The organism is Chryseobacterium gleum (assembly GCF_900636535.1).
Classification (GTDB): Bacteria; Bacteroidota; Bacteroidia; order Flavobacteriales; family Weeksellaceae; genus Chryseobacterium; species Chryseobacterium gleum.
Genome location: NZ_LR134289.1, coordinates 3,939,831 through 3,954,992 on the forward strand (window position 1 = coordinate 3,939,831; position 15,162 = coordinate 3,954,992).

Annotated in this window: 10 protein-coding genes and 1 riboswitch; of the genes, 8 read left to right on the forward strand and 2 right to left on the reverse strand. The window is 36.4% G+C overall.

Features of this window, described 5'->3' with window-relative positions; translation table 11 throughout:
- The first annotated feature begins 76 nt into the window (after nt 1–76).
- From EL165_RS17875 to pckA, 6 genes are all read left to right on the forward strand, one after another.
- The gene (locus EL165_RS17875) at nt 77–2,014 is read left to right on the forward strand and encodes a putative porin (RefSeq protein WP_002982974.1); all 1,938 of its coding nucleotides are present in this window, start codon (nt 77–79) and stop codon (nt 2,012–2,014) included.
- 12 nt (nt 2,015–2,026) lie between these two features.
- Nucleotides 2,027–3,613, forward strand: coding sequence for a bacillithiol biosynthesis cysteine-adding enzyme BshC (bshC, locus tag EL165_RS17880; RefSeq protein WP_002982977.1), 1,587 nt, complete (start codon nt 2,027–2,029; stop codon nt 3,611–3,613).
- A gap of 38 nt (nt 3,614–3,651) precedes the next feature.
- Nucleotides 3,652–5,622: a LysM peptidoglycan-binding domain-containing protein gene (locus EL165_RS17885; RefSeq protein ID WP_050791168.1), complete on the forward strand. Its 1,971-nt coding sequence runs from the start codon at nt 3,652–3,654 to the stop codon at nt 5,620–5,622.
- Nucleotides 5,623–5,692: 70 nt separating this feature from the next.
- The gene (gene fabD, locus EL165_RS17890) at nt 5,693–6,568 is read left to right on the forward strand and encodes an ACP S-malonyltransferase (protein WP_002982980.1); all 876 of its coding nucleotides are present in this window, start codon (nt 5,693–5,695) and stop codon (nt 6,566–6,568) included.
- A gap of 10 nt (nt 6,569–6,578) precedes the next feature.
- Nucleotides 6,579–7,484: a GYDIA family GHMP kinase gene (locus EL165_RS17895; RefSeq protein WP_002982982.1), complete on the forward strand. Its 906-nt coding sequence runs from the start codon at nt 6,579–6,581 to the stop codon at nt 7,482–7,484.
- Nucleotides 7,485–7,611: 127 nt separating this feature from the next.
- On the forward strand, nt 7,612–9,228 hold the full coding sequence (gene pckA, locus EL165_RS17900) for a phosphoenolpyruvate carboxykinase (ATP) (RefSeq protein WP_002982983.1): 1,617 nt from the start codon (nt 7,612–7,614) through the stop codon (nt 9,226–9,228).
- Between the two features lie 168 nt (nt 9,229–9,396).
- Here pckA and EL165_RS17905 read toward each other — a convergent pair whose 3' ends face one another.
- Nucleotides 9,397–9,804: a type II 3-dehydroquinate dehydratase gene (locus tag EL165_RS17905; RefSeq protein ID WP_002982985.1), complete on the reverse strand. Its 408-nt coding sequence runs from the start codon at nt 9,802–9,804 to the stop codon at nt 9,397–9,399.
- A 245-nt stretch (nt 9,805–10,049) separates the two neighbouring features.
- Nucleotides 10,050–10,145: riboswitch (SAM riboswitch) on the forward strand.
- An 83-nt stretch (nt 10,146–10,228) separates the two neighbouring features.
- Between EL165_RS17905 and EL165_RS17910 the strand changes: the two genes are divergently transcribed.
- A complete protein-coding gene (locus EL165_RS17910) occupies nt 10,229–13,162 on the forward strand; it encodes a SusC/RagA family TonB-linked outer membrane protein (RefSeq protein ID WP_002982988.1) in 2,934 nt (977 codons plus the stop codon).
- Nucleotides 13,163–13,181: 19 nt separating this feature from the next.
- Complete coding sequence (locus tag EL165_RS17915) at nt 13,182–14,675, forward strand: RagB/SusD family nutrient uptake outer membrane protein (protein ID WP_002982992.1); 1,494 nt, start codon at nt 13,182–13,184, stop codon at nt 14,673–14,675.
- 100 nt (nt 14,676–14,775) lie between these two features.
- Here EL165_RS17915 and EL165_RS17920 read toward each other — a convergent pair whose 3' ends face one another.
- A complete protein-coding gene (locus EL165_RS17920) occupies nt 14,776–15,108 on the reverse strand; it encodes a hypothetical protein (RefSeq protein ID WP_002982996.1) in 333 nt (110 codons plus the stop codon).
- Between the last annotated feature and the right edge of the window lie 54 nt (nt 15,109–15,162).

The window sequence follows — 15,162 nt, forward strand, 5'->3', positions numbered from 1 at the left end:
ATATCTTAGACCCCACATTTTCTGTGGGGTTTTTTATGTCCTTTTATTTCTTATTTTTGCTGTACAATAATGAATAATGAAGTACATCCTTTTCATACTCTTCTCTTTAAGTTTTGTAGCCAGGGCTCAGGTCGTAAATAAAGCCGATGTGAAGCAACCCAAAAAACAAGACACGCTGGTGATAGACTCCGGGAAAAAAGATTCTCTGAAAATTTTCAAGCCTACGATTAATGATTACCAGTATCAGACTCAGTTTTCTGAAAAGAAAGTTTTTGATACCGTAATGACTTTTGATAAAACATACATTTTTTCACAGCAAAATAATAAAGATAACTTTGGGAGAGTACAGCCTGCCAATATTGGTTCGGGGTTCAATCCTCTTATTTTTGAAGTGAACGACGAGCAAAATCTTTCCTTACTGCCTTCCAATAAATCTTACATGATCATTGGTGCCAACGATGTGAAGTATTATGACGTAAAAACACCTACCGCATCATTTATTTATCATAATGCAATGCGTAACGGTGCAGCTCTGAAATCTACTTATACCCAGAATATAGGAAAGAGATTCAATTTTGCTCTTGAATACATGGGGCTACGTTCTCAGGGACTTTACAGAAATTCATTAGCGGCGAATAACAATACCTTATTTTCTGGACACTATGTTTCAAAAAGCGGGAATTATGAGCTTTTTGCCCACTATCTTCACCAGAATGTAAACAATCAGGAAAGTGGTGGTATTACTGAAGATAATCTGTTTCAGAGTGGTGACAGCAATTATAGCAACAGACAAAATGCTCAGGTAAGTTTAGCCTCTTCCAGCTCTCAGTTTTCTTACAGAAGATACTATCTTAGTCACCAGTTTACTCCATTCAATGCTGAAAAGTTTCCTTTCAGTATAAGGCATACTATTTCTCATCAGGGAAATAAATATTATTATAACCAGACAACTCCTGAAGCATATTGGTATAGTGCTCCTACAGATTTGGTGAATGGCTTTCCGCTGACAACCAAAAAATATTCTGAAAATTTCAGCAATACGGTAAGCCTGATCTTTAATAATGAAAAATTCAAACTGGATGCAGGTGTGCGTTATCAGATCATTAAGTTTGGGGTAACAGATATTGCGTCTATTAATAATGGATTTCCTTTCCCAAATGAACTTAAAGAAAACAGAATTGGTGCTGTAGGAAATCTGCAGGTAAAACTTTGGGATAAAATTCAATTGAATTCATTCCTGGAATTCTCAAACGGAAGCCAGTTTAAAAGCTATCTGAAAACAACCAACAATCTGAAATTTGAACCTGTTAAAGATTATTTCGTTAATGCTAAGGTGAATTTCCAAAGTGCATATCCATCATTTAATTACTTATTAAATACTTCCGTTTATAACAATTTCAACTATTATCTTGAAAATGCGAAGAACCAATCTGTCATGGAAGTGGGAGGAAGTATCAACTTGAAATGGTTTAAAACTGAAATTTTTGCCAATTACTTCAGGATCGATAACTATACTTACTTTGACAGCAACGGAGACCCGAAGCAAAGTGATAATTCTGTAAATATTTCTCAGATTGGAGGAGATGCGACGTTCAGTTTCAATAAATTCCATTTGAATACAAGATTACACTTCCAGAATACTTTAACTAACAAAGAACTACTTCCGTTACCAAGCTTTGTTGGTAGAGCTAATTTCTTCTACCAGACACAAGCGTTTAAAAAAGCAGCAGAAATTCAGGCTGGTGTTAAAGTATATTACTTCTCTAAATTCGCTTCAAGAGAATATTTCCCTATTCTTAACGAATATATTCTTCCAAGAGCAGATTCATTTTCAATTGGAGGACAGCCTATTGCCGATATTTATATTAATATGAAAGTGAAAAAAATGTTCTTTTTCATAGAAGGTCAGCAGATCGGGACTGTTATTTCCAATAACAAAGCATACGCATTTCCACATTATCCGGTATATGATTTCAGATTGAACATCGGGATCGTGTGGTATTTGTTCAACTAAAAACTGTACAGGTTGAAAACAATTAATAAAATATCATTTAACGATATAGAAAGCATTCCTCAATTAGTAAAAGATTTTTTAAATCAGAAAATCGAAGGTTTTGAAAATAATACATTTTCCTTAGAGCATTTCAGGCAGCAGATTCATCTGAAAAAAGATTCTTTCGCATCAGAGAAGAGAAATATTTTAGCTGAAGTATTCGAAAGCCAGTTAACAAGCCTTTCTCTTTCTGCAAGGCAGAAAGAAAACCTTGAGAATCTTAAATTGCCCAACACATTTACCATTACGACAGGGCATCAGCTGAACCTGTTTTCAGGGCCTGTTTTCTTTGTATATAAAATTCTTCAGACCATTAAGACATGTACTTATCTGAAAGAAAATTTTCCGGATTTTAATTTTGTTCCGATGTACTGGATGGCTTCGGAAGATCATGACTTTGCAGAGATCAATCATTTTAAAACCGAAAATAACTATTACGAAACCAATGAAAAATCGGGAGGCCCGGTAGGACGAATTGAAATCAGTGATACCTATTTTATTTCTGAATTTGAAAAAGAATTCAAAGATTCTATTTTCGGTACGGAACTTATCCTGATGATGAAGGAAGCTTACAAACAGGGAAACACGTTGACGGAAGCTATTAAAATCCTTGTCAATCGTCTTTTTTCAGAATTCGGGCTTTTGATTCTGGATGGAGATTCCGTGGAACTTAAAAATCAGATGAAGGAGATTTTTAAAGATGAGCTTCTTCATTTCAGTTTACATCAAGCTTCTGAAGCTAAAGTGAATTTTCTTACAGAAAAATATGGTAAGGTTCAGGTAAATCCCCGTGAAATAAACCTTTTTTACCTTTCTGAAACCAGAGACAGAATTGAATTTGACGGACAAAAATATATCATTGTAGATAAAGGAATTCACTTTACAGAAGAAGAAATTCTGACGGAGTTGGAAAATCATCCTGAAAAATTCAGTCCGAATGCTTTGATGCGGCCGGTATATCAGGAAAATGTACTTCCTAATCTGGCTTATATCGGAGGAAATGCCGAAATTATGTATTGGCTGGAGTTGAAAGATTACTTCTTAAAAATCAACACTCCCTTTCCGATCCTTATTCCAAGAAACTCTATGCTTTTTCTGAAAGAAAAAACTCTGGGGAAAATTGAGAAATTGGATCTGAAAATAGAAGATTTCTTTCACAATTTTACGGTTTTGACTAATCAGAAGATTTTAAAAGATAGTCTCATTTTACAATTACTGGAAGAAAAAGAAGAATTGCTGGTTAGTAATTTTTCAGCATTGAAGGCTGCGGCAGAAACTACTGAGAAATCTTTCGGAAATATGGTGAAAGCAGAAGAAGTACGACAGTTGAAATCATTTAAAAGAATGAAAAAACGCTTGCTTCATGCCGAAAAAATAAAACAGAATGAATTGCTGGAAAGACTTGAAAATCTGTTTTTAGATGTTCACCCGGCTAAAACATGGCAGGAAAGGGTGTATAACTTTAGCGTATTCTTTTCAGATTATGGCTATTCATGGCTTGAAAATTGTTTGGAAGAAATGGTGGTTCAAGATTCCAAATTAATAATTGTTGCCATTTAATTTTAAAGAAGTATTTTTGTAAATTATAATTATCGAATATGATAAAGAGGTTTTTTATTCTATCCAGTTTATGTATGGTTTTGGGAGTTTCAGCCCAGAAATCACATACGGTTGTGCAAGGTGACAATCCTTACAACATTGCAAAAAAGTATGGAATGACTGTAGATGAATTGCTGAAGCTAAACCCAAAACATAAAGATGGCAAACTGGCGATCGGAGATGTTTTAACCATAAAATCAGATAAAGCAGCCACTCCGGTTGTGACAAAATCAGCTCCGGCAGAAAAAGTAACTTCAAACACAAGTGCTTCTGCTTTAGGTAAAATTGTTTTACTTCCAAAGCAAACCATCTATGGTATTACAAAGCAATACAGAATTTCTGAAACGGATTTGAGAAAACTGAATCCTGAACTCGATTCTCATATGAAAATCGGAGATGAAATTACCTTACCTCTTGCCAGTATTAAGAAATATGGTGGTGAACAACAGGCAGTAGCAGTAGGAAAGCATGCTGAACCTGCTGTAGAAAAAAATATAACTACGATTACGCCTACAACGGTTACCACTGCTGTGGAAGGAGAATCTTATGTCATCCAGTCAAAAGATAATTATTACAGAATCACAAAACAGTTTGGTATCAGCCAGCAGGATCTTTTCGCTTTAAATCCCGGATTGGAAGAAAAAGGACTTAAGCCTGGTGATACAATTAAAGTAAAAACATCCAATACTAACAATACAAATACTGACGCCGCTGCTGAACCGGCCAATCCAAAAGCAAAAATGGATTCCGGAAACGAAAAATCAACAACCTCTTCCAATGTTGTAGCGGGAGATGATTACGTTACCTATACCGTGCAGCAGGGAGACACTGTTTTCTCTATTGTTAACAAATTTGGAGTGTCTATAGATGAGCTTATTGCTCTGAACCCGGATCTTTCACATGGTTTGAAAACCGGAATGGTTTTGAAAATTAAAAAACAAGATGCGGCATACGTAAAGAAAAATGGTGATGCCTTAAGTGTCATCTTAATGCTTCCTTTCGGATACAGTACCAACGAAACTCAGTACAGAGGAATGGCACTAGACTTTTTAACAGGAGCTAAACTTGCCATTGAAAGAAATGCAAGAGGAGGACAAAAGCTGGATATTAAAGTAGTAGACTCAGGAAATGAAGCTTCATTTAAAAATTCTCTTACGCAGATCAATCCTGATAATACAGACCTTATTATCGGACCCTTCTTTAAATCAAACGTAATTGATGTTCTTGATTTTACAAAAAATCAGAAAATCCCGGTAGTAGCACCATTTGCCAACACTCCGGAACTCTATAATTACAGTAACCTTATTATCGTAGAAACCAATAATCAGACGTATGCTGATAAAATTGTAGAAGAGGTAAAAGGAATCTATTCAGATCAGAAAATATATGTAGTGGCAGATGCCAAGAAAGAAAATGCCAATTATATCAAGGCAGGACTTGAAAAAGCAGTAAAAAATCCTAATATTATTATAGTTAATTCTCCGGCAGATATTCAGCTGGACCAGAATATGATGACAGGACAGTCTGCTCCGGTTATTGCTATTCTGGCAAATGATGATAATGCAGTAGGGGATGCTTTTGCCAACAGAATCATTGCTATTTCTAAAGAAGTTCAGGGAGTGAAGGCTTTCAGTATGTTCTACGCTCCGGTTTTTGAGAAGAAAGTGGATGAATTAAGCCAGGCAAATCTGGTTTATCTGATGGATAGAAAAATCAATACAGATGGTAGCTTTGAAAAAGAAATTCTGGCTGCCTATAAGAGCAAATACTGTAAAACTCCGCCAAAATATGCTATCGTAGGTTTTGATGTAGTAAATGACATGTTAACCAGAGAAAATAAAAAAGGAGAAATCTTTAAACAAATGAATAAAGTGCAGACTCAGCTTGCTACCAAATTTGAGTTTGTAAAATCCAAAGCTAACGGTGCTTATGTAAATACAGGTTACAGAGTAATCAGGTTAGTACCATAAATGATTCATAGCACTTAAAACGAATATTGTTAACATTATAGTTATATTTGCATAATATTTAATTCAATACATGAAAGCACTTGTATTTCCAGGGCAGGGTTCTCAGTTCGTAGGAATGGGAAAAGAATTGTATGATTCTAGAAAAGATATTAAAGATCTGATGGAATCTGCCAATGAAATTTTAGGTTTCGATATTCTTTCCATTATGTTTAACGGAACAGATGCGGATCTTAAGAAAACAGAGGTTACCCAGCCTTCTATATTTATACATTCAGTAGCAGCATTAAAAGCCGTAAATGGCCTTGGTGCTGAAATGGTAGCAGGACACTCTTTAGGAGAGTTTTCAGCTTTGGTAGCCAACGGGGTTTTATCCTTTGATGATGGTTTGAAATTAGTTTCCGAAAGAGCAAAAGCTATGCAGGAGGCTTGCGATGCAAATCCAAGTTCTATGGCGGCAATCTTAGGATTAGACGATGCAAAAGTTGAAGAAATCTGCGCACAGATCAGCGGTATTGTTGTTCCTGCAAATTATAACTGTCCGGGACAATTGGTAATTTCAGGAGAAACACCGGCAGTAGAAGAAGCTTGTGCAAAGTTGAAAGAAGCAGGAGCAAAAAGAGCTTTACTTTTACCGGTAAACGGAGCTTTCCATTCACCATTGATGCAGCCTGCACAGGAAAGACTGGCGGCAGCGATCGAAAAAACCAAATTCAGAAAAGCAACGATTCCTGTATATCAGAATATCACTACGACAGCTGTAACAAATCCTGATGAGATCAAACAAAATCTGATTGATCAGCTTACAGGTCCTGTAAAATGGACACAATCTGTTCAGAATATGATTAAAGACGGTGCGTCTAACTTCGTAGAAGTAGGGCCAGGGAAAACCCTTCAGGGATTAATCAAGAAAATTGACGGATCAGTAGAAGCAACTTCTGCAATCTAATAAAAAATATATGAACGCGATATTTTCACCGGGCAAGCTTATGCTTACTTCAGAATATTTCGCAATTGATGGAGCTCTTGTCTTAGCGGTACCTACCAGGCTGGGACAAGAGTTTTTCTTTGAAGAAAAAGAAGATGGAAAATCTCTTATTCTTTGGGAAGCTTATCATCAGAATACATTATGGCTAAAAGCTGTCATTGATTATCAAACATGGCAGATTCTGGAAACCAATATTCCATCAAGCGCTGAATTTATTACGAAAACATTGAAGAATGTTCAGCAGCTTTCCCATACTAAATTCAAAACTAACTTTACTTACCATTTAAAAACCAACCTTCAATTTCCCGCAGACTATGGTTTGGGAAGCAGTTCTACCCTGATGACCAATCTTGCGGAATGGGCGGAGATTGATCCTTTTTATCTGAATACGATAAGCCTGGGAGGAAGTGGATATGATATTGCGGTTGCAAAAGAAAAATCTGCAGTTCTTTTCCAAAGTAAACCTGAGATTAAATATGAAAAGGTAAACTTTAATCCTTCTTTTAAAAATGAACTGATTTTTATCCACTTAAATCAGAAACAGGACAGCCGGGAAGGAATCAGTTTTTACAAATCAAAAAAGAAGTCTCCGGAACTGGTAAATGAATTTTCGGAAATCACAAAGAAAATAATGTTATGCAATGAATTGGAAACTTTTTCCGAATTAATGATGATTCATGAGCGAAAAATAGCGGATTTTCTTGAAATTCTCACAGTTAAAGAGAGATTGTTCTCAGATTGTCCTTCATTTGTCAAAAGTTTAGGCGCATGGGGCGGAGATTTTGTGATGAGTGCCAAATTTGGGGACTATAAGAACTATTTTTGGGAGAAAGGTTTTCCTGCTGTTTTTGAATGGTCTGAAATAATTAGTTCATAATCAGTAATTTACAAAACCGTTTTTTTGTTTGCCATTCTGACTTATATCAGTATATTTAAACCACCTTTAACAAATAATTAATATTATTTTTGTTGAAAGCAATAAAGAAATAGAAAATATAAGTAAAATGAAAAACACTAAAATCATCCAGGATTTAGAGAAATTAGGGATTAAAGGAAACTATGAAGTAGTGTATAATCCTTCTTATGAAGAATTATATCAGGCTGAAGTTTCTCCTGAAAATCAGGGGTTTGAGAAAGCTGAGCTTACAGAATCAGGCGCAGTATCAGTAAAAACAGGAATTTTCACAGGTCGTTCACCTAAAGACAGATATATTGTTCAGGATGATGTTACAAGAGATACTATTTTCTGGGATGGTAAAGTAAATTTACCTACAACCGCGGAAATTTTCGGGTCTTGTAAAGAACTAGTGATGAATCAGCTTTCCGAAGCTAAGAAAATTTATGTTGTAGATGCTTTCTGTGGTACGAATGCAGATACACGACTTAAGGTAAGATTTATTGTTGAAGTAGCATGGCAGGCGCATTTTGTTACCAACATGTTCATCCGTCCTTCTCACTATGAGCTTGAAAACTTCGGTGAGCCGGATTTCACAGTAATCAACGGGTCAAAAACTACCAACCCGAACTGGGAAGCTCAGGGATTAAATTCTGAGAACTTCATCATGTTCAACCTTACTGAAAAACTACAGATCATCGGAGGTACATGGTATGGAGGTGAGATGAAAAAAGGGATGTTCGCAATGATGAACTACTATCTTCCATTAAAGGGTATGGCTTCAATGCACTGTTCCGCTAACGTAGGGGAAAAAGGTGATGTAGCTTTATTCTTTGGTCTTTCAGGAACTGGTAAAACAACTTTATCAGCAGATCCTAAGAGATATCTTATCGGTGATGACGAGCACGGATGGGATAACAACGGAGTATTCAACTATGAGGGCGGATGCTACGCTAAAGTTATCGACTTATCTGCAGAAAAGGAACCGGATATTTTCGCTGCCATCAAGAGAGATGCGCTTCTTGAAAATGTTGTGGTGAACAATGGAGTAGCAGATTATACAGACGGATCAATTACTGAAAATACAAGAGTTTCCTATCCAATCTATCATATCAACAAAATTGTATTACCTTCTAAAGCAGGTCACGCTAAGAAGATTGTTTACCTTTCAGCAGATGCATTCGGAGTACTTCCTCCGGTTTCTATTCTGAATGAAGATCAGGCTCAATACCACTTCCTTTGCGGATATACTTCCAAATTAGCCGGAACAGAAAGAGGAATTACAGAACCAGAACCATCTTTCTCTCCTGCATTTGGCGAAGCATTCCTTACATTGCACCCAACAATGTATTCTAAAACATTGATCGGTAAAATGAAAGAACACGGAGCTAAAGCTTATTTGGTAAATACAGGTTGGAATGGTACCGGAAAGAGAATTTCTCTGAAAGATACGAGAGCAATTATCGATTCAATCATCGACGGTTCTATTGACAATGCTCCTAAGACTCAGGTTCCGATCATGAACCTTGAAATTCCTACTGAATTGCCAAATGTTTCTGCAGGAATCTTAGATCCAAGAGATACGTATGAAAATGCTTCAGAATGGGAAGAGAAAGCAAAAGATCTTGCTTCAAGATATATCAAGAACTTTGAGCAGTACTGTGATACTGAAGAAGGAAAGAAATTAGTTGCTTCAGGACCTCAATTGCAGGAACAGACTATCTAATAGTTACCAATCAACATACAAAAAGCCTCATCATTGATGAGGCTTTTTATTTTTTAGTAATAGGAGTATTTTATTGAAATAAATTTGATTCTTTATTCATAAATTATTCTCCTGTATGCATAATTATCTATGAGAATCAGTGCGATCTGTGGGAATATAAGCGAAAAATCACTTCAAGCTTAATAAAGCTAGTCTATATCCATCCATCCCAAAACCAGATAAAACAGCATCCGTATTAGCTGCTGTTACAGATTTTTGCCTGAATTCTTCTCTTTGATAGATATTGCTGATATGAACTTCAATCTTGGGTTTACGAATATTCTTTAAACAATCCGCAATCGCATAAGAATAATGGGTATAAGCTCCCGGATTAATAATTATAGCATCAAAATCATCTTCCTGAAGTCTGTTGATAAGTTCCCCTTCAATATTGGACTGATAATATTTTAATTCGTGAGAGTGAAATTCGGTTTTTAAAATTTCCAAATAACTCTCCATAGAAATGCTTCCATAGATTTCCGGCTCTCTGGTACCTAAAAGGTTAAGATTTGGTCCGTTTATAATTAAAACTTTCATACTATAAAATTAAAAAGTTTTTCCAATAAAATCACATAGAAATTAAACTGTGCTGAATTTTTACATTATTGAATTATTAATAATGATATTTGTCATGTTTGAAAATAGTGTAACTGCTATAACTCCTTACTGTAATGGGTTTTATTAAAATTTTATGTTAATTATTAAAAATTTATCATTAAATATTAATCAGTCTACTTGTTTTGTAGACTAAAAGTTTTTAGCTTTGCAACCATATTTCGATCGGCTTATAAAGAAAGATGGAGGGAACTGACCCCGTGAAATCTTAACAACCTACCCGTGCAAGGTGTTACATTCAGCCTTTTATGGAAAAATAAGCATTTGGTTTATCGTATTTATTGATGCCCTTTGCTGACTTTTCTGCAAAGGGTGAAATTTTAATATATGATAAATAAAATTGATTATGATTAGCAAAAATTTATTCAATTCTAAAATATGGATACCACCGGTAGCTGCATTTTTTTTGGGAGTGGCTAATGTAAATGCGCAGAATTCAAAACCCAAAAAAGACAGTCTTCACGAAAAGGAGCTTGATGAAGTGGTAGTGGTAGCCTATGGAAAAGCGAAAAGAAACAGCTATACCGGTTCTGTGGCGACAATTTCCAGTGATAAGATCAATAACAGGCCTGTTACCAACATTACCAAAGCATTGGAAGGACAGGTAGCGGGTATTCAGACGACAAGTGCATCAGGTCAGCCGGGTGCGGTTTCTACCATCAGAATTAGAGGAATTGGTTCAATAAGTGCTTCCAGCGATCCATTGTATGTAGTGGATGGAATTCCTTTTGATGGTAACCTGAACTCTATCAGTCCAAGCGACATCGAATCTATCAGTGTTTTGAAAGATGCAACGGCAAGTGCACTCTATGGTTCAAGAGGAGCAAACGGGATTATTATCATTACCACAAAATCAGGGAAAAAAGGAGAAGCAAAAGTTAATTTTAATATCAGCCAGGGTTTCTCCGGAAGAGCAGTGAAAGATTACGAGCAGGTCAATACCGATCAGTACTTTCAATTATATTGGGAGGCGTTGAGAAATGGATATCAGTCCGGAAAAGTTTCTTCCCAGCAGGCAGCTCAGATGGCTACAGATAATCTTGTTTCTACCCTTGGAATCAACCCATATGGAACAGCTTATCCAAAACCTGTAGGAACAGATGGAAAGTTATTAGCTGGTGCTTCACCACTCTGGAATGATGACTGGAGAGATATTTTACAGAGAGTAGCATCAAGAAATCAGGTGGATCTTGATATCAGCGGGGGAAGTGAGAAAAGCAATTACTTCTTTTCCCTTGGTTATCTGGATGATAAAGGTATGGCTATTGAATCTGGCTTTAAAAGATATAATACCAGGCTGAAAATTAATTCTGAAGTTAAGAAATGGTTGAATGTTGGAGTAAACTTAAGTTATACCAACAGCATTCAGCAGGCACCTACTTCTTCAGATTCCAAGGCGAGCAATATCATCAATGCGGCAAGGTTTATTCCTTCATTCTATCCTTATTATGAAAGGAATGCAGATGGAACTTACGTTTTGGGTGCTGATGGAAATCCGGTTTATGATTTTGGAAAATACAGGCCTACCAATGCTTTACAGAATCAAAATGCCGCTGCAACCCTTCCATTAGATAAAAACGAAAATAAAGAAGATAACTTTTCAGGAAAGGGATTCATGGAATTTACTTTCTTACCGGAATTAAAATTCAAGACAAGCTTTTCTGTTGACCTTGTGAATTATAACGGACATTATTATTCAAATCCATTACTTGGTCAGGGAGCAGAAATTGGAGGTTCGGTAACGAAAACAAATACCAGAACGCTTTCGTATACAACCAGTAATATTCTGACGTATGATAAAAAGTTTGGAAAACACCACATTAATGCGTTAGCAGGACATGAATTCTATAAATACGATTATCAGACAATTTCCGGAACAAGAAGCCAGTTTTCACTGCCTTATTATTATGAGCCGGATGCTGCCTCACTGCTGGGAAGTTTCAGTGGAAACAGCAATAAATTAAGTTTGTTGAGTTTCCTGGGAAAAGTAGAGTATGACTACAATAATACTTACTTCTTATCTGCATCAGGAAGAGCAGACAGTTCTTCAAGATTTGCAAAAGATAACAGGTGGGGAAGATTCTGGTCAGTTGGAGGTTCATGGAAAATATCCAATGAAGAATTCATCAAAAGCTTAAATGTTTTCAATCAGTTGACATTACGTGCCAGCTATGGGGGGCAGGGGAATGATAAATTACTTCGTCCAAATGGTCAGCCACTTTATTATGCTTATCAGGAGTTGTACAGGTTTATCAGTCTTGGTGGAGAACCGGGAACAACCCTGGAAAAAACGTATACCAATAATGTGAAGTGGGAAACCAACCTTAATTTAAATGTGGGATTGGAATTCGCAATTCTAAATAACAGAGTTAAAGGAAATATTGAATATTTTAAAAGGAAAAGTCAGGATCTTCTGTTTAATATGCCGGTGGCTCCATCGTTGGGAATCAGTGATTATCCAGCCAATATCGGAACGATTCAGAATACAGGGTTTGAATTTTCATTATTCACAACACCGGTTAAAAATGATGATTTCCAGTGGAATGTGGATGTGAATCTAAGTACTTTAAACAATAAAGTAACCAAACTTCCCGGAGGTTCTTTGGTAGTAGGAACTAAGTTACTGACAGTGGGAGGTTCAGTATATGATTTCTTTATTCCGGAATGGGCAGGAGTAGATCCAAGCAACGGAAAGCCTTTGTGGAAAACGGTGACTACCGATGCCAGCGGAAACTCAGTAGAAGGAACGACTTCAGAATATTCAAAAGCTACAAAATTGCTGCAGGGTTCCGCATTGCCTAAACTGACAGGAGGAATCAGTACCAGTATTACTTATAAGAATTTTGATTTTTCAGGATTATTGACATTCAAAATCGGAGGTAAAATTCTGGATACCGATTATACTTCCATCATGCATAACGGAAGTGCCGGAGGACGCGCATGGAGTTCGGAAATATTGAACAGATGGACGCCTGATAATCCTAATACGGATGTTCCTGCATTAAGTACAACAACGAATAACTGGACATCAACGTCTTCAAGATTCCTGTATTCCGGTACGTATGCAAGACTGAAAAATGTGAGTTTAGGATATACACTTCCTGAGGATTATTTTGAGAAAATAGGACTTAAAAAATTCAGAATATATATTCAGGCGGAAAACCTTCTGACTTTCTATAAACATACGGGGATGGATCCTGAACAGGCTTTGGACGGAACAACATATTACAGATATCCTGCAATGAGAACGATCACTTTTGGTCTTCAGGCAACGCTTTAACCTTTTTAAAATTGAAATAATGAAAAAAATAAAATACATATCGTTTGCAATCATTGGATTTTTGTCACTGGCAAGCTGTGAAAGTGATCTGGACACTGCTCCGACTGATCAGGCTAACAGCGTAGAAGTTTTCAAAACCGCCGAAAGTGCTGAAACAGTTGTGAACGGTACCTGGGCAAAGTTTAATAATGACGGGACAACCTATGCCAATATCGGGTATTCCACTGTGTTAAGAGCCAGTGATGCGATGGGAAGTGATGTGGCAGTATTGACCAATAAATATGGTTTTGCTTCTACTTATGCTTTTACAGAAATGGTGAATAATACGGCTAGCCGGCCTTTGTTTATCTGGTCTCTGTTGTATTCCACCATCAATAATATGAACAATGTGATTACAAGAATTGATGGCACAGAAGGCAGCCAGGAGAAAAAAGATCAGGTGAAGGGACAGGCAAAAGCATTACGTGCTTTCTGTTATCTGAATCTGGCGAGCTTTTATCAGTTCAGCTATCTCAAAGACAAATCAGCTTTGACTGCGCCTATTTATACAGAACCTTCCACAACAAGCACGGTAGGGAAGAAAAGAGCAAGCCTTGAAGAAATCTATACATTGATTAAAAGTGATCTTACCGACGCCGATAATCTGTTGAAAAATTATACAAGAAATAATAAAGATAAAATCAACCGTTCTGTAGTGAATGGGCTTTTAGCAAGAACTTACCTGAATACGGGCGAGTGGAGTAAAGCTGCAGCATCAGCCAAAATTGCAAGAGAAGGTTTCCCGTTGATGGATCCGGAAAAGTATAAAGAAGGTTTCAATGATATCAACAATGTCGAGTGGATCTGGGGACATGCACAGACTCAGGAACAGTCTGATGAAAGTTATGCCTTCCATTATCTGGATGTATCTTCCTCAGGAAGTTATTATTACAGCTTTATGGCAGATCCTTATTTTAAAGACCTTTTTGATACCAATGACATCAGATACCAGTTGTTTTCATGGGACGGGCAGAAAGGAAGAGAAGGATTGCTGAGGTATGCCAAGTTTAAATTTAAACCTACCCTTATTGCAGATATTGTTTATATGAGAGCTGCAGAAATGTATCTGATCGAAGCTGAAGCTGAAGCAAGAAGCGGAAATGTTTCTCAGGCGGTAACCGTACTGAACCAGTTGAAATCTGCCAGAAATGCCAATATTTATTCTGGATCATTGTCACAGAATGCAGTAGTAGATGCAGTTTTGATTGAAAGAAGAAAAGAATTATTCGGAGAAGGATTCTCCCTTTCAGATATTATCAGAACACAGGGCACAGTAATAAGAAAGCCGTTTGTAGATGCTGACGGTAAACCGATAAAAGTTCAGGTAACTACACCGGATGGTACCGTGAAAACAGTAGACGGTAAAGGGCATTCTGTTCTTGATTTTCCGGATAAATCTGCTTTTGTACCGAACAGCAACTATTATTTATTCAGTATTCCACAGAGGGAATTTGAGAATAACCCGAATTTATGAGATATAGTCCATAATTAGATTGATTTTTTTAGCCACTGCTTTTGCGGTGGTTTTTTATTAAAAAACCGTTGCTAAAAGAGCAACGGTTTTATTTTAAATTTTAAGGATTACTTATATTCTGAGCTTTTGTAATAATCATACTTTTCCCTAGAAATCTTAGAAGAGATGCAATTTTATATAAATCATAACCTATTATCTCTCGTTTTCCATCTAAAACTTTTTGCAAAAACTCCCAATCCTCAATTAAGCTTCCCATTGTTAATTCTTTAGGATCCTCATATGGGTTATATAATTCTTCATCAGTAATATTCCAATGCAAGTCATTATTAAAAGTAAAAGAGGTTGAATCATTTAATTTTTCTAACTTATTAAGCAAAGCCTCAATAAGTTTTTTAATGTCTGCTTTTTTTAATTCGGGCTTATTATTTTCCATTGGATTATTAAATAATTGATTAATCCCCTGCTCTCCGGAGTCTTTCGACTTTGG

What these genes read in the sequence shown, in the direction of transcription:
- EL165_RS17885 (WP_050791168.1), top strand. Translation starts at nt 3,652, where the DNA reads ATGATAAAGAGGTTTTTTATTCTATCCAGTTTATGTATGGTTTTGGGA.
- fabD (WP_002982980.1), top strand. Translation starts at nt 5,693, where the DNA reads ATGAAAGCACTTGTATTTCCAGGGCAGGGTTCTCAGTTCGTAGGAATG.
- EL165_RS17910 (WP_002982988.1), top strand. Translation starts at nt 10,229, where the DNA reads ATGATTAGCAAAAATTTATTCAATTCTAAAATATGGATACCACCGGTA.
- pckA (WP_002982983.1), top strand. Translation starts at nt 7,612, where the DNA reads ATGAAAAACACTAAAATCATCCAGGATTTAGAGAAATTAGGGATTAAA.
- EL165_RS17895 (WP_002982982.1), top strand. Translation starts at nt 6,579, where the DNA reads ATGAACGCGATATTTTCACCGGGCAAGCTTATGCTTACTTCAGAATAT.
- EL165_RS17875 (WP_002982974.1), top strand. Translation starts at nt 77, where the DNA reads ATGAAGTACATCCTTTTCATACTCTTCTCTTTAAGTTTTGTAGCCAGG.
- EL165_RS17905 (WP_002982985.1), bottom strand. Translation starts at nt 9,804, where the DNA reads ATGAAAGTTTTAATTATAAACGGACCAAATCTTAACCTTTTAGGTACC.
- EL165_RS17915 (WP_002982992.1), top strand. Translation starts at nt 13,182, where the DNA reads ATGAAAAAAATAAAATACATATCGTTTGCAATCATTGGATTTTTGTCA.
- EL165_RS17920 (WP_002982996.1), bottom strand. Translation starts at nt 15,108, where the DNA reads ATGGAAAATAATAAGCCCGAATTAAAAAAAGCAGACATTAAAAAACTT.